The following is a 17,742-nucleotide window of genomic DNA, read 5'->3' as shown; positions in this document are numbered from 1 at the left end:
TAGTTTCGATTTAAACGGGAATGTTTTTTAGTCAATGGAAAATATCACTTAATGGTGTGAACTTATGGTAAAAGCTAGCTCAATTCGTTTTATTTAGGGTTAAAATTCACACCATTCAAATGATATTAGTTGAAATTAGATGAAGTTTTGTTATTTGTAATCGCCCAAAAGATTTGATAATATTAATTGTCAAATTAAGTTAGACAATTAATATATTTATAAAGTATTATGTAATAATTAATTCGTAAAACCAGTGTATAATTACCAGAGAAAAACCGGGTCATTTCATATGGTTTCATATCACTGAATTTTAAGTAAGTTTCAAAGAAAATAGTTCCTCTAAAGGGTATCTAAATGGTATCTAAATACCTCTATAAAAATACAAAAAAACACTCTTTGAAATAATCCAAAGAGTGCTGTAAACGTTGAAATGGCAACGATATTAACGTTGAGAACTGTAGTGAACGACGAGCGCCTTTAAGACCTGGCTTGAACAACGCCTAATTGAATAACTTTCAAAAGCTTTTATTATTTCGTTTGTCAAATTAAGTTAGACAAATCATCTTTTGTGACGTAACTCAAAAATACTTCCATTGGTGTCCGATAGTGTAATGATTTTCTAGGAATATGATTTCGTTTTGATGCCACTGATTGGATAAAGGTTTCGGATACACCATTAAAATCCATAGCTTTATATAAGCCATCTTTACGTAATAATCCATTCGAATTTTCATTTAATCCTCGTTGAGAAGGTGTTCCTGGATCAGCGAAATAAATAGAAATATCATTGATGTTACTGATGTTTTTCCAATTAGAAAATTCTTTCCCACAATCAAACGTAATTGATTTAAATAAGTGCTTAGGAACAGAGTCGAACCACTGGTTCAATCTATTTTCAATATCTTTGGCTTGTCTACCAGTAGGTTTTAACGTAATGATCACTTTAGATAATCTTTCCACTAAAGTAATGACTGCACTTTTATGTTTTCCACCGACGATGGTGTCACCTTCCAGGTGACCAAATTCATGATTGAAGTGGGTATAATCATGAGTTCTATCATGAATTGAACGGCGAAACGCTTGTTTTCCTCGGGTTTCTTTGTGGCCGTTTAGTTTTCTTTTCCCCTTCATTGGTAAGTGTTTACTATCAAAGGTTTGGTCTTTAAACATCCGATACAGTGTACGTACCGAACAAGCAATAGGAAACTCTGCTCGACCAATAAGGACATCAGGAGCCCACCCTTGAACCACCTTTTTTTGAATGTATTCCTGTTGTTCATCTGGTAAAACAATCGGACGTCTTCCACAGTTACTTTTGTTTTTCTTATATTGTTTATAGTAACTCATTGCGTTTCCACCATTTTTAAGAAAACGATAGACATTATAAATGGTTTGTCGAGAACGTTGTAATCGTTTGGCTACTTTTGAAACAGATTGATGATTATTATAATACGCGTCTATCATTGCAAGTTCATTTGATGTAAGATGGGTATAGGTCATTTGTCTTCACTCCTTATAATTCTTTTGCGGGAACTATCTTGAGTGTAGCACAAATGACTTTTTATTTGTCTAGCTTAATTTTATGATCGGCGTATTAAGACTATTTTTAAAAAATGCTATAATAATATATGTATTTAAATTATATTTTGGAGAGTGTAGTATGAGTTTAATTTTTAAAATATTCACTAAGAAGTTTGCATTAGGCTGGTTAATATTATTTGCAGTTTTATTTTTAGCATATCCATCTTATTTAGCGTATTCAGTTAAAGAAGGAGAAAAAAGTAAGTCTTATTCAATGATAAAATATCTTGAACAAACTAATGAGACTGTCTATTTAAATGTAGGGATACAGGTAGTAGAAACTAAGTCAAATAATACAAGTATCCCTTGGACAAAAATTGGTATCCCTCTGACTGAAAAGAAAGCCATTATAATTCTTAATTATCAGGCAAAATTGGGCGTTAAAAAACCAGTTAAAATTAAGAAAATTAATGAAAATAGATATAGTGTTACTATACCTAAATATGATGTTATAGGGATAGAATTAGATCAAAAGGCTCCTTATCAGCTTTATGATTCTAGCGGTGACCTGTTAAGTTTAGCAACCGAGGATATTGACACAGGTAAATTGGTTACTAATAGATTGAGTACTAAAAAACAAGAAATGTATTTAGCAAAATACAAAGGGCAAATGAATGATTCTGCGAAATCATATTACAAAACATTGTTTCAAGGGATTAACAAAAATGCAAAATTAGAGTTTAATTTTGAGTGATAAAATCATTATTCTATCAACGGAAATTAGTCAAGTCCACAATCTTGTGTAAAAGTTCAACCTCATCAAAAGCACAATGTTTTGCGTTGTGAACCTAGTTTAAGTAGGGACTCATGTTAGTATCAAATCTTAGACAGCTTTTCGTAGAGACAAGAATAAATTAAACTTATCTACGAGAGGATGAATTTTTATGACCCGATATAAAGAAAATTTTAAACAGACGTATTACCCAAGAAATCTTATTATCACTCGACCTGAAGGCCTCTATCTTTCAGGGTTTACTACCGATAAAAAACAGCAAATTCTTGATTTTACTCAACGTGTTTCATTATTTTTAGAACAACATCAGTTAAAAATAGATGGAGATATTTGGGAGCTACTGTGGCAAGATGAAGTATTTACAACGGAAAAGGAGTTACAAGTTTTTGAAGTAATGATACCGATAAAACCTGTATCTCATTAACTTGCTGAAAACCCAAAACGTGAGTATCAGTTAGAGTTGCTTTATATTTTAAGGATAAGCATAAAAAATGATTAGCTCAAAGTGAATCAATGAATCATCTAAATGGGTGAGTCACTTTGCATGAACTGGAGTATGCTAACGCTAGAAGTCAAAAAATGAAACCTGTATACAAAAATACCTGTTAAAAGCTTGAATTGTTGATTTACCAACAATTCAAGCTTTTTTAATTTAATCTGCAGCTGAAAGCATACCTGTTGCTATTGTTTTCTCGTTGCATGTCGGTTAGTCTACACCATACTCTTTTAATAGGGCATCTGCTAGTTTGTTTACGTTTGAATAGATTTCTAACTCTACAATACTGTCGTTAAATTCCATTTGAATAGATGAATTGAAAATCGAATAAAATTCTGTTGTTCGTTTAAATGTATCCGTTTCAACAATTACTTTTGATCCGTCGACAAAGACATGTCCACAGTTATTTTTAAAATACATAACCTTCCCCTCCTTCCCTTTTAAGAGTAAATACGAAAAAATTGGTCAAAAGAAGACAAGGGGAAGCATTTCGTTGTCAAAACCATGTCCGATTGTCATTGTTGTGTGTTCTTTTCATTTAACCGTCCATTTTGTACGTATCTACCGCTTGCTGAAAGTGGTTATAGCATAGCCAGTCGAAAAAACAAGGATATATGAACTCTCTACGTTCGTCCTTGTTTTTTCTTTGTGTCTAAGCTAAGGGATAACCACAGCAAACGACCGAAACGCACTGAAAAAATGGCAAATAAAAAGAAAGGAGAAAAACACTGCTACTCGATCCTTGACAACAAAACAAATAACAAAAGAATCCAGCTTCACTTCTCTCAACCTCTAAAAAAATGTGTTGGGAAAAAAAGCCTAAAAGAAAGAAGGAGAAAACAATGTCAGTTAGTTATGAAAAAGTAGTAGAAATTGTCCGTCTCAAACAAGTTGTCTGTGATTCCACCTTAGAAATACAAAAAATTACGTCCAGCTTTGGCATTGCCCAATGGCTAATGGATGAGATTGGAAATGAAACGCAAGAAGTTTTGATGTTGCTATGTTTGAATACAAAAAACGAAGTAAACAGTTTATCTGTCGTGCACCGAGGTACGATAAACCAATCGATTGCTCACCCAAGAGATATTTTCCAACGAGCAATTCTTAGCAACGCGACTCGCATTTGTATCGCGCATAATCACCCAAGCGGAGACCTATTAAACATAGTATCCTAAACTAGAGTACTCTAAGTACTCGAAGTTTAGGATTTTTTAATTACAGTGCTTTAACTATTAAATATATAAGGGTATTATTAATAGTAGTTAAAGTATTTAAAGGTGGTGGAAAGATGAAGGTTCAGAAAGTAATTGTGGAGGAAAAATCATATCCGTTATACATACTGCTAGATAAAGAATTTGAAGTGATAGAACCGGTTAAGCGATTTATAAAGTACTTGGATAATACGGGAAAAGCTCCAAATACCATTAAAACATATTGTTATCATCTCAAGCTGTTTTATGAATTTATGAGCCAAAGTAGAATCGAATTAGGAGATTTACAATTTGAGGATTTAGCAAACTTTGTAGGATGGTTAAGAAATCCAGCAGGGCATTTAAAGGTAATAGATATACAACCAAAGAAGGCTAAAAGAGAGGAAACATCAGTTAATTCCATACTTAACGCTGTAACTAGTTTCTTAGAGTATTTAAATCGCACAGAAAATTTTAAAGCTATAGATATGTCTAAAGAAGCAAGAGGAAGAAACTTTAAGGGGTTTCTTCACCATATTTCTAAAGGTAGATCCTATAAAAAAAATATTTTAAAGCTTAGGGTCAAAAAGAAACTTGTACAAGTATTAGAACATGGACAAGTCAAAGCAATAATTGAGGCATGTCATACCAAAAGAGATAAGTTACTTATTATGCTTATGTATGAAGGGGGACTTCGGATAGGAGAAGCATTATCCCTTCGTATTGAAGATATTTCAACATGGGATAACCAGATTAACATCAGGCCAAGAGATCATAATGAAAATGGAGCTTATATTAAACTTAAAAAAGAAAGAACTATTGATGTAAGTAAGGAATTAATGGCATTATATACCGATTACTTAGTACATGAATATGGGGAAGATTTAGATCATGATTATATATTTATTAATCTTAAAGATTCTTATTTTGGCCACCCTCTAAAATATCAAAGTGTATTAGACTTAATAAGAAGACTAGGAAAACGGACAGGGATTACTTTCACTGCCCATATATTACGTCATACGCATGCCACAGAGCTTATTAGAAGTGGATGGGATGCTGCATATGTACAAAAAAGATTAGGGCATGCCCATGTACAAACAACACTTGATACGTATGTTCATCTTTCTGATCAAGATATGAAGAATGAATATAAAAAGTATCTTCAAGGGAGAGAAACATGACAATGAAATTTCCAAGTGTAGCAACTAATCGAAAGCTTATCGCTAGTACAGAGATTAATAAAAAAATAGCTAATATGACAAGTGTTTTAAAAGGTTATTGGGCAGCAGATAGATGGGATATAAGAATTTGTCCGCATCCTAGTGCAATTGAGTTAAGTAAGAATCCGTCACTAAGAAATCGTTGGGTAAATTTCGATAAGGTGGAAAATGTCTGGTTGAAAACAGAATTAAAATATTTTTATTACCTTCACTTGAATAATGGAGCTTGGAATGCAAAATCCGTTTGGATTAGAAAGGGAACAGTGATAAGCCGGATGATGGGATTTTTAAATTTAAAATATCCTAATATTACATCGATAACCGAAGTGCCTATAAAAAAAGCTTTGACAGAATACCGGACCTACTTAACAGAACAAAAAGTAAAAACTACGACTACTAATTACAAACTTGATGTAAATCAGCAGAAAGTTACTGTACATGCGAATTCCTATTACGTTACTCATCTTAAGCAGTTTATGGAATTCTATGAGGACTTCTATTTTGATGGGGAAGAATGGGAAAAAGATGTTTGGAATCGAAGAAAATTATCATTACCGGAAGATAAGGTAAACCCAACATCCTACGAATATACGATCAACTTTAAGGGTTTTAAGAATAATTATTTTAAAGAAATAGTTAAGCGATATTGTAAACTAATGTTAAACACAGCTAGCTTTTCTCACGTAGTAGATATAGCTTCAAAATTAAAAGAATTTTTTAATTTCATGAACAAAAATTGTGAAGGTATACAAAGGATTCATCAATTAACTAGAAATGAAATTGAGCAATATTTTAATTATATTAATTTAAAAGGTTTAAAACCCAGTACTGTAACTGGACGAATATCTACTTTAGACGTTTTTTTTACTACAATTCAAAGATATGACTGGAAGGATACACCTTCTAAGATCCTTATCTTTCAAGAAGATTACCCTAAAGTGCCGAAGGCACTACCACGTTATATTGATGAACATATACTTGAACAATTAAATGGGAAATTAGATAAATTGGAACCTTATATTGCTACAATGGTTATGGTACTTCAAGAATGCGGGATGCGTATCAGTGAACTTTGTACATTGAAAAAAGGGAGCGTCATAACCGATAAAGAAGGGGATTGCTTTTTAAAGTATTATCAGTGGAAAATGAAGAAAGAGCATATCATTCCTATTTCTAAAGAAATTGCTGCATTGATATTAGTTCAAGAGCAAAGGGTGGCTGATGAACTCGATGATGGATGTGTATATGTGTTTCCCCGAAAAGATTGCTCACCATTGAAACAAGATACCTTTAGGGTTAAATTAAATGAACTAGCTTATGAAGAAAAGATAACGGACAGCAACGGAGAAATTTTTCGTTTTCATGCTCATGCCTTTCGGCATACAGTTGGCACTAGAATGATAAATAACGGAGTGCCACAACATATTGTCCAGAAGTTCTTGGGTCACGAATCACCGGAAATGACGGCAAGATATGCACATATTTTTGATGAAACCCTAAAGAAGGAATTTACGAAATTTAAGGAAACCTTAGTAACGAATAACGGTAGCATTCTGGATTTAAGTGAGGAAAATACTGAAGCTGACAATACAGATCTTCAATGGTTTAAAAAGAATATCAATGCACAGGCACTTCCTAATGGCTATTGTCGGTTACCAGTAATTGCAGGACCATGTCCTCACGCAAATGCATGTTTAGATTGTACGAATTTCTGTACAAGTAAACAATTTCTTACTGAACATGAAGAGCACTTAGAGCGAACTAAAGAAATACTAAATAGGGCTAAACAAAACCAATGGCAGCGTCAGGTTGAAACCAATGAACGTGTTAAAAATAGATTAGAACAGATTATTCATTCGTTAAAGGAGACGAATTAAAATGATTAGAAAAGGTAACACAACTGCCATAGTTCAGCTAGCTAAAGACAAGTCGGAGAAAACAAGAATTAGGGTTGAAAAGACAATTTCAGAGATGGCATTGAAAGAAGAGAAGATTAATTTTAATTCCGTTGCACAAAAAGCAAATGTTTCAAAGTCATGGCTTTACAAACAAAAAGATATTAGAACTAGAGTGGAGACATTAAGAGGGATGCAGATAAGTGAGTTAACCCCCCGTAAACCTAGTAAAAGCCCTCGTTCAGAGGACGTATTAATAAAAACCTTAAAAAGCCGTATAAAGGCGTTAGAAGAAGAGAATGAACGGTTAAAGGATCAAGTTCAAAAATTACATGGCAAGCTGTTTTAGCAGATTTGTGTTTCTTGGAATTTATTGGGCACTTTGAATTGGCTACCTAAAATGAAATCGCTAAAACCTTCAATAACTTCAATAGCCCATTTCCCTAAATGTGTTAAGGGGAAATGGGCTTTCTTCTAGTATTGTTGGCATGATCGCAGAAGTGTTTTATGCTCTTAAATAATACTTTTTAATATATTGCAAATACTCATTAGCACTTTTCTGTATCTCTTCGCCCTTCATATCCGAATTAGCACCGTAAAGTACAAACTCTGGTACATATTCAGCATGAATCTATGCACATAAAGATTTGAATGGTGTTAACATCTGGGTTAATGTATGCTTGTTTTTACCCATACTTGTAAATTCACCTTTTTTTACGCCAGCTGATATAGCTAATCCTAATTTTCGATTATAAAATATTCTTTTACCCTTTGATCCGTAAGCCCATCCATATATAATCACTTCATCGATCCATTTTTTTAATAATGAAGGAGAACTATACCAATATAATGGAAATTGAAAAATAATATTATCATGATTTTCAACTAATTCCTGCTCTCTTTTTACATTTATAATAAAATCAGGATACTCTCTATAAAGATCATGAATGGTAATTTCGTTTGAATAAGACGCTGCTTTTTCTACCCAAACTTTATTGATTCGAGAATTTGGCATATCTGGGTGAGAAACGATCACCAATGTTTTCATTGTTTCATCCTTAACATACTCAACTTTCGCACCAATAAAACAGTGTACGAAAGTTGAGTTACTTAAAAGTATTCTATTCTAAGAAATTCAAATTTGCGTGATTCCTAAGCTATTTATTTACAGCTTAAACTATAGAAGATGAACTAAACAATAACTAATCTTTACATAACTAAGTTATTACCCACGCTTTTTTAAACCTAATCCAGCTATTAAGGCAATGAGTATTGCCCCTGTAGCTGCAAGGAACGCATCTGAGTAGGACATAGCGTCCAATATATATAATGGATTTATCGGCTCAGTAGCATCACGTCGAGCGGATAATAATGCTCCAATCATACCTGCTCCAGTTCCTGCTCCAAGGTACAAAGCACCTTGGAAAATCCCCATTCCGACACCAACCTTGTCTGCATCGAGTGCACTTACTGCGGCGTTATTTGCGGGAGAATTCGTGAATGCAAAAGCAATCCCTACTCCGAGGACCCCCACGGAAACTAACAGAGGTGAAGCACCAGATGCATAGGTGGACAAGAATAAGGTAGACAGCCCCATCAGAGTCATCCCAGTAATTATCAGACGTTTATCCCCAAATCGATCAGAAAGACGGCCAACGAAGGGAGATAAGATTGCAACAGCCACACCACCTGGCAACAATATCATTCCAGCCTGTCCAGAAGAGAGTCCATTCACCTCAATGACTAGTAATGGGACGAACACAAGAACAGCGAAATAAGCAAACATCGAAAAAAATGCAATTATGACCGTATTGACATAATCCTTGTTATTGAACAGGACAGGTGGTACAAATGGATTTTCTGCGGTAACAATTCTCCAAATAAATCCCACCAAAGCTACAACAGAACCAATTAGGCTAGTTAACGATGAGAACGAAGAAAAACCAGAAGTTTCTCCTTGAGTGATGCCAAAAAGGAGTAATCCTACTGTGAGGCCGAGGAATAAACCACCAATGAAATCAAAGTTCTTATTGCTTCCTACGGATTCTGCCGGTTTAATTGTCGGTAACGCGTAGTAGGCACCAATAACAATCATAATGGCTAACAAAAATGTGAACCAAAACAAGGCATTCCACCCTAAATATTGACCAACTACTCCACCAAATATTGGACCAGCAGCAGTTCCAACACCAATACTTCCTGCGATAATTCCCAAAGCTCCCCCACGTTTTCCTTGTGGGAAAACCTTCGAAATTGCAATGACTGATAGAACTGGAATTGCGGACATCCCAGCACCCTGAACCATTCTTCCCAAAACCAACAATGGGAGGTTCGGGGCAATTGCACATAAAAGACTACCACTTGCCAGAATCATAATGGCAAAGATATATAGCTTTCGTAACTCAAAAAAGTCTGAGATTCGACCATAAATCGGAACTCCAATCGCAAGAACAAGTGCAATACCACTAACTATCCAACTCACTTGAGATTTCGAAGCTTCTAAATCTTTGCTTATTAGTGGAAGTACGGGATTGACTGAATCAGCCGTAATTGAACCTACAAGTACAGATAGGGAGAGTACCATCATTAAAAGCCTAGTAGAACCCCTTTTTTCAGATTGAATCATTTCTTTAGATTTACTATCCTTTTTCATTTTATTTCCTCCTAAAATATATTGTGATTTTAGGAGGCTAAATCCACTGCTTTCACCATAAACCTCACCTCATATCTATTTATATTGTAAAACCAAATCAACGAACTCACCATATTTCTACAGCATGATTAAAGATTCGGTTCTCCAAACTAACTGAACTGATCAAACAAAAAAAAGGCACCAGTTTAACAACCGGTGCCTAATCATTCGTATGCATTTTTACAAATGCAATAGATTCATAAATTTTTGCCCATTATATAAAAGGAGGCAAAAAGTTTTCCGGTAGTGTTTCCATTTTTTGTTTTTGTGAAAAAGGACATACTGATCCCGTTGTACCTAAATCCCCTGAAACTTTTACATGCTTTCTAAACTCGACATTAATGAAATCAATTCCCATTACTTTTTGCCTCCTTTCTCATATTGTGATAATAACACAATTATAATTGATGAAAAAGAAATAATCAACCCTACTTTTTTGAAAACCAATTTAAAGCTTTACTACTTTTACTTACATAATAAAGGCAGGTGCAGTATAAACTTTTTTAAATAGGTCTTCTTTAACGAGCAGGTAGCGTCAGTTAAAGTAGATAATTTAAGATCGAAATCATATTATAGATATTCCGAAATTGGGCGTGATTGTTGCAGGTCAAAAGCTTAATTCCTCGATAAAATAAAAAGGAATTAGTTTTTTTATTTGTGGTACATTCTTCTGACCGTAATCAATTGTCATCTAATAATTACATTGTATTTTTTCATTTGATTTAACACGTTAAATATATGTTCTTAAAGTAAAAACATTGATGTTAATGGATTTTTAGTAATTTACTCTTGATAAAACCCGTTACCAAGTAAAGCAGATACGATGATGACAGACAGGATGAACAAATTATGTGAATTGATGGGGATTCCTTTAATTGATCACGTGATTGTGGGAGGAGATAATCGAGAGTTTTTTAGCTTCAAGGAAAAAGGGTTGATATCTAATCCAAGAATTACTTTGACGAACGACTATAAAACTCTAGACTTTCCATCCCCAATGATAGCTGAGCGAGGGAAGGTAAGGTGAATGTGAGTGGATGGAGGCAGATTTACAGAAGAAGAGCTGGCTATTGCAAAGAGTGTTGATTTAACAGCAGTAGCTACTAACCTTGGATATACAGTAAAACGTGTGGGTAGATATCACACGCTGAAGGAAATGGACTCTGTAAGAATTTATGATAAAAGTCATTGGTTTCGCTGGTCAAGGCAGTATGAAAAGGGAAGCAACGGTGGTTCACAGATTGATTTCCTTCGAGTTTTTGCTGGAATGGAAGTGAAAGAAGCAGTGTTTTGGCTTTTGGACTTTGTGGGTTATCAAAGAATGCAGGAAGATAACAGAATGTCAGAATTAATGTATCGGGTAGAACCAGAATCACCAAAGGTAAAAGAGTTTGTACTACCATTACCAGCTAGGGATAATTCTTATTTGTACTCGTATCTAAGGGAAGAACGCGGATTAAGCGATCAGGTCATTGACTATTTTATTGATAAGGATTTGATTTATGAGAGCAGACATTATCATAATGTGGTCTTTAAGGGAAATGACAAAGACGGAATGACTAGATTTGCAAGTATGAGAGGGGTTTTTGATAGGGAAGGTTCTTCATTTAAATGCGATGTTGCTGGAAATGATAAGAACTATGGATTTAATGTAACGAATGCAGAAAGTTCTGAACTGATTGTATTTGAAGCAGCTATCGATCTTATGAGTTATACGGATATTTTTTCTGATTTTGAAACAAATAAGCTTGCTCTTGGAATGCTTGCAGATGCTCCACTGATTATGTTTCTAACAGAGAATCCACAGATCTCATTCATACGGTTTTGCCTTGATAATGATGAGCCAGGGAGAAAGGCTTCATTGGAATTATGTGAGAAATACTATGGACTTGGTTATGAAGTGGAGGATAGTCCACCACCAATTGGTTTTAAAGATTATAACGAATGGCTAGTGGCAAAGAAACGAGATTTGGAATTTCCAAAGAACTGTTCAGAAAAAGGGATGCATGCAAAATAAGCAGATTACGGTTTGGATTTGTATGCAAAACATTTGTCTACAGGAATTCTCCTAAAAACCAATGTCTATTGTTTTGATTTGTATTCAAAATTTATGTCCAGTGTTTGGGATTTAAGTGATAGCAGAAAGTGCCATCAAAACGAGGCAGTGATAGCAGAAAGTGCACTCACAAAGCAAAAGTGATAGTAAAAAGTGCTATCACAATTATAAGGTAATCAAAGTTAGGAAAAGTCTATATAAAAAGTGATAGCAGAAAGTGCACTCATAATTGCCATGTGATAGCAGAAAGTGCATTCACAAGGCAAAAGTGATAGCAAAAAGTGCTATCACTCGTATATAGAAGGGGGTTTAGGGGATTTTCCCCTAACTAGATGCTTCGAAAGCCAGAGATGGCTTAGAAGCGTATCTAGCAGTGGACACCGGGAACTTTACGGGGGACATTAGAGCAAGGATAGAATTCACAAAGACAGATAAGGAGGTGCAAGGGAGTGATGGAACAGGAAATTGAATTATTTACAAAACCAGAAGAAGTGATTCAGTGGATACAGAAAAGTGGTTTGTCTTTTGATTTTTCGGTTGAAGATGCAGAGATTCTTCTTGGTTATTTGGAAGGTCATGATTATACCATTGGACAAGACAAAGAAGGGACTCTCTATCGAACAGATATTGCAGAGGTTCAAGGTGAGACGGAAGTGTATTCAATGGATGAGGTAATTGATATTGTCTGCCAATGGAATTATGAAAAGATTCTTGAGGAAGATGAAGGTCGTAATAATCCAAAGGATTTCATGGATTTTACAGAGCATCAAAAAGAATATGAGAAATTGAAATTGGATGAAATGCGATTAGACAGATTATTTGATATGACTCGATTTGGAAGAGAAATGGAAGCGTTAGCAGTTAAGCTTGCGAATGAGTTCATAGAGAACCTGAATCAGCATAAAGAGATTGATACAGCCGTGCGTGTAGTATCTGAAGGTATACAGCAGAATTCAACAGGTAACAGAGGAAGGTGAGGAGATGGCAGATAGTATTCATTGTATTAAGAAGACGTTGCGTTTGATGCCAGAAGAGGCTAAAATTCTGGCAGAAAAAGCAAAGGAAGCTGGGATGAATGAAGCAGAGTATGTGCGCTTATTAATCCGACAGAAGCCAAACGACTATCCTGAGATTCGTAAACTCTTAAAGACATTGATTAATGAAGTGAATCGGATTGGAATTAATATCAATCAGATTGTCTTCAATCATAATTCCGGGCTATATTCGGAGGATGATAAGAGTCGATTGGTAGCATATATGAGAAAGTTGAATTCTGCTGTGAATGAGGTGGTGATGCAGATTGGCAATTAGTAAGATCCTTCATATGAAAGACTGTGGAGGACATTTTCATGGAAAGCACCTGAAAAGTTCACTGGAGTATATTTTAAAACCAGAGAAAACACAGGATGGCAGACTGGTAGGAGCAATCAATTGTCAGGTAGATACAGCATTTGAACAGATGAAAGAAACGAAACGACTATTTGGAAAGATTGATAAGCGGCAGGGATATCATTTGATCCTTTCTTTTAAAGAAAATGAGGTCGATCCAGATACTGCAATGGAAATCACACAGAAATTCGTTCAGGAATACCTTGGGAAAGAATATGAAGCTGTATATGCGGTTCATGATAATACGGAACATGTGCATTCCCATATCGTTTTTAACAGTGTCAGCTTTGTTTCAGGTAAGAAGTATCGTTATGAAAAAGGGGATTGGGCAAGAGATATTCAGCCCATAACTAATAGATTATGCGAAGAGTATGGTCTATCCATCATTGATATTGAAGAAGGAAAGGGAGAACGGGCAAATGAGAATTATAAGGACTGGAGCGAATACCGTGAAGGAAAGTTTGTTTGGGCAGATATGATAAAACGCGATTTGGATTCTTGTATTATTCAGGCAAATTCTTTTGATGACTTTGTGGATTTATTGAAAGAGAAAGGCTATGAAACAAAGCAGGGAAAGCATCTTGCTGTAAAACCTCCAGGAATGACACGGTTTAAACGATGTAAGTCGCTGGGAGAGAATTACTCCGAAGAGCAGATTTGGGAGCGAATCAAGAAGGAAGACTTGGAATTCTATCAGGCGCAGAAGGAATTGGCAAAACCGCAAATTGTGAAGTGCTATATAAAGCGATATAGGAGAGCTAGAATGTCAGGTCTTCAAAAGCGATATTATGCAAGGTTATATCGGACTGGGCAGCTAAAGAAGAAGCCCTATAGTCAGGTGTGGAAATACAAGAATGACATAAGAAAGATGCATAAACTTCAGCAACAATATCTGTTTTTAGCAAGGCACGACATTCACAATGTGGTCGATTTGGAAGCAACGATTGAGAATCTGACGGATAAGAGAAAGGATTCTTCATTTGAAAAGAGTAAAGTATATCGGGCACGGCAGAGATGTGTAAACTTATTTTCTATTTTGGATGAGTTAGAAGTATTGAAACCGGCAGAAGAGTCTTTTCAAAAAGGAGATGATTTTTTTATCGATGAACACAATCAATGGACTTTATTGTCAGAGCAACTCCTTAGCGAGGGATATACTCTAGAGGAGGTGGAGAAATTAGGAAGCTTTTACAAGGAACAAATAGCTTCTACAATTGCGAAAGAGAAAGCAGTATTTCGTGAATTGAATCTTGGAAAGTCAATCTGGAAGGATCTGATTTCAGACAATACAGAAAAGACAAAACAGGAAGAAATCAGTAAAGAGAAAGAAATAGACAAAGACAGGAAAGAGCAGCCAAAACGATAGGCTGTTATTTTTATGTAGACAATGAGACAAGTAATGCATGCTTGCATGCAAATACATTTGACAAATGTCCATAGGAGAGACGAAAGTCGAGTTTTAGAAGGAGGTATTTATGGAACAAGCACTTAGTAAATCAGAAATCGGTAAGCATATTGACATTCTAAAGTCTGGAAAGCGATATGGTGAGGAAATTATAGCATTGATTAAGGATGATTTGGAATATGGTTTTTCAAAGGAACAGACAGAGTTGTATTTAAAGTCTGGTTACAACATTGGACAAATGAGGGTATATTCGGAATGTCTGCGTGATGGTAAATCGGAAGAGTTTTTATCCTTAATAGAACGAACAGAACTAACTGCACCTCAGATGCAGATAGCATTTGAATTCTATAAAAAGGGTGTACCGATTGAGACAATTGAAGAGGTTGTAGCAAGGAAGGAAACACCGATTGCTATGAAGACTGCTTTTAGTAAATTTTTAGAACAGATTCAGATGGTAAAGCAAGAGACGGCTACAGAACCAGAATATGTGCAGGAACTTGTCAAGAAGATGGAGGAGATTGTTAGTAAAATCTGTGTTCAGGAGCAGCGATACGATGCTTTGAATGAAAAGCTTACTATATTTGAATCTACGAAGGCAGATGAACAGATTAGGGAGAATCTTGTGAAAGAGAATGCTGATAAAGAGCAATTGTTAAATGATCAGCAGGACAAACTGAATCAAGCAAATTCAGCAATTTCTAGATTACGAGAACAGATAGAGTTTAAGGATAAGGAGATGAATCGTATGAGCAATCGCATTGAAACTTTAGAGGATAAATTGCTTCATGCCACGAATGTGAATACAGTTACATCTTCAGAACCAAAGAAGGAAGAGGAACAAAGCGTTCAAGGTGAGATCAAGAAAGAAGGTGCAGCTATGACACAGCAGACCATTTTAAAAGAACCAATTGGTATACCAATTTTTTATCAGGTGCCGGTCGTTGATATGCAGGGTAGAGTGGTTCAGAAAGTTCAGGTGGACAGATCAGAATCTAAAACCAATGGAGTGATAGCATTACTATCTAAACTATGCTTTAAGAAGAAATCCAGAGCGGATATCGTAAAGCTAGTTGCAAGTGGTGATCTGGCGCCAGCTCAGCTGATTCAGATTAAGAGTGGAATTGAAAAGGGTCTTACAGAAGGACAGTTAGTTGAACTGATTAATAATAATGTAGCAGCTGAGAAGATGAAAGAAATTATTGAAATTGCTGTTTTGGAAAACAGCATGGCATATTAGGAGGCATGTATGAATTTAGAAATCATAGAAGAGGCAGCGTTTGTTATGAATGAGGCAAAGCATCGTTTTACAGGATCTCAAAAGGAATTTGTAGTGCAGTTTGCTTTTAAAACTGCAAATAAGGACTTAACAAGCAAACTGATTGAAGAGCTTCGACAGTCAGAGAATGAAACACAGTCAGCTCAGATTATTCAGAACTATTCAGCGATGATTCAGGAGAAGCCAAATTGGGTGGCGCCGTGCTGAGTGGATATAATGCTTCACATTCTATTTAAAGTTTTCAACAGAAGTGCTGACGCTACCGACTGGTGCGCTAGCACTTTTTAATCTCGATATATCCCTTTTCAAAATATGTTATACTATATTATAAAATACTTTTGAAAGGTACAGACAAGGGTTGTCAAAACTATGAAGAAAGAAAGAATAAAAGAAATCTGCCATCTCGCACAGGTATTTCACTCAACCTATAAAATTTCAGTTCTAATAAAAGATGACAAGAATATAAACATAGCTCTTGGTAATATTGAAGTTGACAAGAATTTGTTTCCTATTGATTATGATATGAGCCAATATTGGATTGAAGATTTACCAGGATTCAGAATCGGAGTTCATCCTCTTGGTGCTGTCCGATGCACATTTGAATCTGATGATAAAGCAATGTACGTTCAGATTGGTCCAGTGATGGTAGAGAACATTAACCCATTGATGATTTATCAGGGAAGCAATGACAATGAATGGACTGTGCTCGATATCAGAAAGTTTAGTGAAATATGTGTGATGATGTATTACTTTGCATTAGATAAGAATTTATCTTTTTCTATTGAGAGTTTAGTGAATAAACTGGTACAATTTTTTTCGACTGATATCATGGGACTACAAACGTCTGAGCTTTCAAAGCGGACGATTGAACAAAGTTATCAGGACTTACGAACAAGACTTGAGCTTGTCCAAAATGGTGATATAACTACACTTAAACAGCTGAACCGGGATCAAGATTACCTTAATGCACTTTTTGAATTTTGTAATAATGAACAATCAACAAAATCCATGCTGACATTCTGTCTGTATCTATCGATGTACTATGCTATTGCTGGCGGTCTTCCTATTGAAATGTCAGGTGCAATCAGTAGCTATTACGGAAATCGCTTTAGTTCTCTGAGAAAAAGAGAAGAGTCCGTTGCTATGTATAACAGTATTTTGGAGCATTTCGCTTTAAGTACTGCAGATTATAGAGTATCTGGTGTCTCTTCAGACATAGCAAAAGCAGTCAGGATGATTAAAAGAAATATCAACCGTCAGCTCACCATTCAGTCAATATGCACAGAAATTGGTCTAAGTCAGTATCACTTCATGCGTAAATTCAAGATAGATATAGGTATGACTGTTGGTGCATACATTAAGAAGGAGAAAATAGCATATGCCAAATTTCTATTGGTATATACGAATCAGTCAATATCAGAAATTAGTGAATATCTTATATTTAACTCACAAAGTTACTTCACATCCGTGTTTAAAAAAGAAACAGGAAAAACGCCTTTTGAATATAGAAAGAGTGATTTGTAAAGCTGATGGCTAATGCAAAGAATCAATTGCGGCAATCCTTTTGTATCTTTTTCCAGTGTGGCTGCGGTTTCTGTTGACGGGAACAGCAGGGCATATGCGGAATCTGGTGTCGGATGAGATAACGGATCAGTTACTTTGTTTTTATCAGAAAAGGTGTAAGCTAAAACTTAGGTTAGCCATTGCGCTAGCGATTTGGTACAATAAGGGGGAAGTTGAATTATATTTGAAACGATAGGAGGGAGAAGCAAATGAAATCTACAACTAAAGTAACATTTAAAGAAC

Annotated in this window: 18 protein-coding genes and 1 pseudogene; 14 read left to right on the top strand and 5 right to left on the bottom strand. The window is 35.3% G+C overall.

Translation table 11 applies throughout. The features are described from left to right. Window positions 1-540: 540 nt before the first annotated feature. Window positions 541-1,500 (bottom strand): IS30 family transposase, encoded by a 960-nt coding sequence (locus HED61_RS16785; protein ID WP_032495686.1) that lies wholly within the window; start codon window positions 1,498-1,500, stop codon window positions 541-543. 160 nt (window positions 1,501-1,660) lie between these two features. On the opposite strand from HED61_RS16785, the gene HED61_RS16780 reads away from it, so the two are divergent. Together HED61_RS16780 and HED61_RS16775 are read left to right on the top strand one after the other, a co-directional pair. Beyond that, window positions 1,661-2,275, top strand: a complete 615-nt coding sequence (locus HED61_RS16780; RefSeq protein ID WP_218210644.1) for a DUF4230 domain-containing protein — start codon at window positions 1,661-1,663, stop codon at window positions 2,273-2,275. Window positions 2,276-2,465: 190 nt separating this feature from the next. After that, window positions 2,466-2,738: a hypothetical protein gene (locus tag HED61_RS16775; RefSeq protein WP_032495688.1), complete on the top strand. Its 273-nt coding sequence runs from the start codon at window positions 2,466-2,468 to the stop codon at window positions 2,736-2,738. 282 nt (window positions 2,739-3,020) lie between these two features. Here the strand turns inward: HED61_RS16775 and HED61_RS16770 are convergent, their stop codons facing one another. Then, window positions 3,021-3,230, bottom strand: a complete 210-nt coding sequence (locus HED61_RS16770) for a hypothetical protein (protein WP_031644640.1) — start codon at window positions 3,228-3,230, stop codon at window positions 3,021-3,023. Between the two features lie 422 nt (window positions 3,231-3,652). Between HED61_RS16770 and HED61_RS16765 the strand changes: the two genes are divergently transcribed. The 4 genes from HED61_RS16765 (at window position 3,653) to HED61_RS16750 (ending at window position 7,467) form a co-directional block, all read left to right on the top strand. Continuing rightward, window positions 3,653-3,985 (top strand): JAB domain-containing protein, encoded by a 333-nt coding sequence (locus tag HED61_RS16765; RefSeq protein ID WP_218210656.1) that lies wholly within the window; start codon window positions 3,653-3,655, stop codon window positions 3,983-3,985. Window positions 3,986-4,098: 113 nt separating this feature from the next. Continuing rightward, complete coding sequence (locus HED61_RS16760; protein ID WP_000867971.1) at window positions 4,099-5,184, top strand: tyrosine-type recombinase/integrase; 1,086 nt, start codon at window positions 4,099-4,101, stop codon at window positions 5,182-5,184. Between the two features lie 2 nt (window positions 5,185-5,186). Continuing rightward, the gene (locus tag HED61_RS16755; protein WP_029658482.1) at window positions 5,187-7,100 is read left to right on the top strand and encodes a tyrosine-type recombinase/integrase; all 1,914 of its coding nucleotides are present in this window, start codon (window positions 5,187-5,189) and stop codon (window positions 7,098-7,100) included. A 1-nt stretch (window position 7,101) separates the two neighbouring features. Further along, window positions 7,102-7,467, top strand: a complete 366-nt coding sequence (locus HED61_RS16750) for a DUF6262 family protein (protein ID WP_000619629.1) — start codon at window positions 7,102-7,104, stop codon at window positions 7,465-7,467. Window positions 7,468-7,749: 282 nt separating this feature from the next. Here the strand turns inward: HED61_RS16750 and HED61_RS16745 are convergent, their stop codons facing one another. The 3 genes from HED61_RS16745 to HED61_RS16735 form a co-directional block, all read right to left on the bottom strand. Then, the gene (locus HED61_RS16745) at window positions 7,750-8,166 is read right to left on the bottom strand and encodes an NAD(P)H-dependent oxidoreductase (protein WP_000855243.1); all 417 of its coding nucleotides are present in this window, start codon (window positions 8,164-8,166) and stop codon (window positions 7,750-7,752) included. 177 nt (window positions 8,167-8,343) lie between these two features. Continuing rightward, complete coding sequence (gene fexA, locus HED61_RS16740; protein WP_032495690.1) at window positions 8,344-9,771, bottom strand: chloramphenicol/florfenicol efflux MFS transporter FexA; 1,428 nt, start codon at window positions 9,769-9,771, stop codon at window positions 8,344-8,346. Between the two features lie 253 nt (window positions 9,772-10,024). Beyond that, window positions 10,025-10,168 (bottom strand): hypothetical protein, encoded by a 144-nt coding sequence (locus HED61_RS16735; protein WP_002360221.1) that lies wholly within the window; start codon window positions 10,166-10,168, stop codon window positions 10,025-10,027. Window positions 10,169-10,618: 450 nt separating this feature from the next. On the opposite strand from HED61_RS16735, the pseudogene HED61_RS16730 reads away from it, so the two are divergent. The 8 genes and pseudogenes from HED61_RS16730 to HED61_RS16695 all read left to right on the top strand — a co-directional run. Beyond that, a pseudogene (locus HED61_RS16730) lies at window positions 10,619-10,837 on the top strand (JAB domain-containing protein); the annotation flags it as partial. 6 nt (window positions 10,838-10,843) lie between these two features. Continuing rightward, window positions 10,844-11,827: a DUF3991 and TOPRIM domain-containing protein gene (locus tag HED61_RS16725; protein WP_002415362.1), complete on the top strand. Its 984-nt coding sequence runs from the start codon at window positions 10,844-10,846 to the stop codon at window positions 11,825-11,827. 491 nt (window positions 11,828-12,318) lie between these two features. Beyond that, window positions 12,319-12,843: a multidrug transporter gene (locus HED61_RS16720; RefSeq protein ID WP_089202006.1), complete on the top strand. Its 525-nt coding sequence runs from the start codon at window positions 12,319-12,321 to the stop codon at window positions 12,841-12,843. Between the two features lie 4 nt (window positions 12,844-12,847). Further along, on the top strand, window positions 12,848-13,177 hold the full coding sequence (locus HED61_RS16715) for a plasmid mobilization protein (RefSeq protein ID WP_089201990.1): 330 nt from the start codon (window positions 12,848-12,850) through the stop codon (window positions 13,175-13,177). A 13-nt stretch (window positions 13,178-13,190) separates the two neighbouring features. Next, window positions 13,191-14,621, top strand: coding sequence for a relaxase/mobilization nuclease domain-containing protein (locus tag HED61_RS16710; RefSeq protein ID WP_089202007.1), 1,431 nt, complete (start codon window positions 13,191-13,193; stop codon window positions 14,619-14,621). Window positions 14,622-14,730: 109 nt separating this feature from the next. Next, window positions 14,731-15,897 carry a hypothetical protein gene (locus HED61_RS16705; RefSeq protein ID WP_089201991.1) on the top strand — a complete coding sequence of 389 codons (1,167 nt, stop codon included), beginning with the start codon at window positions 14,731-14,733 and terminating at the stop codon, window positions 15,895-15,897. A 9-nt stretch (window positions 15,898-15,906) separates the two neighbouring features. Further along, window positions 15,907-16,143, top strand: coding sequence for a hypothetical protein (locus HED61_RS16700; RefSeq protein WP_159314662.1), 237 nt, complete (start codon window positions 15,907-15,909; stop codon window positions 16,141-16,143). Window positions 16,144-16,305: 162 nt separating this feature from the next. Continuing rightward, window positions 16,306-17,460, top strand: a complete 1,155-nt coding sequence (locus HED61_RS16695) for a helix-turn-helix domain-containing protein (protein ID WP_002360186.1) — start codon at window positions 16,306-16,308, stop codon at window positions 17,458-17,460. Window positions 17,461-17,742 lie beyond the last annotated feature (282 nt).

The sequence above is a fragment of the Enterococcus gallinarum genome, assembly GCF_021496385.1.
GTDB lineage: Bacteria > Bacillota > Bacilli > Lactobacillales > Enterococcaceae > Enterococcus_D > Enterococcus_D gallinarum.
The sequence above is the reverse complement of the archived record's forward strand: the minus strand, read 5'-3'. Positions and strand labels throughout refer to the sequence as shown.

What these genes read in the sequence shown, in the direction of transcription:
- HED61_RS16785 (WP_032495686.1), bottom strand. Translation starts at nt 1,500, where the DNA reads ATGACCTATACCCATCTTACATCAAATGAACTTGCAATGATAGACGCG.
- HED61_RS16780 (WP_218210644.1), top strand. Translation starts at nt 1,661, where the DNA reads ATGAGTTTAATTTTTAAAATATTCACTAAGAAGTTTGCATTAGGCTGG.
- HED61_RS16775 (WP_032495688.1), top strand. Translation starts at nt 2,466, where the DNA reads ATGACCCGATATAAAGAAAATTTTAAACAGACGTATTACCCAAGAAAT.
- HED61_RS16770 (WP_031644640.1), bottom strand. Translation starts at nt 3,230, where the DNA reads ATGTATTTTAAAAATAACTGTGGACATGTCTTTGTCGACGGATCAAAA.
- HED61_RS16765 (WP_218210656.1), top strand. Translation starts at nt 3,653, where the DNA reads ATGTCAGTTAGTTATGAAAAAGTAGTAGAAATTGTCCGTCTCAAACAA.
- HED61_RS16760 (WP_000867971.1), top strand. Translation starts at nt 4,099, where the DNA reads ATGAAGGTTCAGAAAGTAATTGTGGAGGAAAAATCATATCCGTTATAC.
- HED61_RS16755 (WP_029658482.1), top strand. Translation starts at nt 5,187, where the DNA reads ATGAAATTTCCAAGTGTAGCAACTAATCGAAAGCTTATCGCTAGTACA.
- HED61_RS16750 (WP_000619629.1), top strand. Translation starts at nt 7,102, where the DNA reads ATGATTAGAAAAGGTAACACAACTGCCATAGTTCAGCTAGCTAAAGAC.
- HED61_RS16745 (WP_000855243.1), bottom strand. Translation starts at nt 8,166, where the DNA reads ATGAAAACATTGGTGATCGTTTCTCACCCAGATATGCCAAATTCTCGA.
- fexA (WP_032495690.1), bottom strand. Translation starts at nt 9,771, where the DNA reads ATGAAAAAGGATAGTAAATCTAAAGAAATGATTCAATCTGAAAAAAGG.
- HED61_RS16735 (WP_002360221.1), bottom strand. Translation starts at nt 10,168, where the DNA reads ATGGGAATTGATTTCATTAATGTCGAGTTTAGAAAGCATGTAAAAGTT.
- HED61_RS16720 (WP_089202006.1), top strand. Translation starts at nt 12,319, where the DNA reads ATGGAACAGGAAATTGAATTATTTACAAAACCAGAAGAAGTGATTCAG.
- HED61_RS16715 (WP_089201990.1), top strand. Translation starts at nt 12,848, where the DNA reads ATGGCAGATAGTATTCATTGTATTAAGAAGACGTTGCGTTTGATGCCA.
- HED61_RS16710 (WP_089202007.1), top strand. Translation starts at nt 13,191, where the DNA reads ATGAAAGACTGTGGAGGACATTTTCATGGAAAGCACCTGAAAAGTTCA.
- HED61_RS16705 (WP_089201991.1), top strand. Translation starts at nt 14,731, where the DNA reads ATGGAACAAGCACTTAGTAAATCAGAAATCGGTAAGCATATTGACATT.
- HED61_RS16700 (WP_159314662.1), top strand. Translation starts at nt 15,907, where the DNA reads ATGAATTTAGAAATCATAGAAGAGGCAGCGTTTGTTATGAATGAGGCA.
- HED61_RS16695 (WP_002360186.1), top strand. Translation starts at nt 16,306, where the DNA reads ATGAAGAAAGAAAGAATAAAAGAAATCTGCCATCTCGCACAGGTATTT.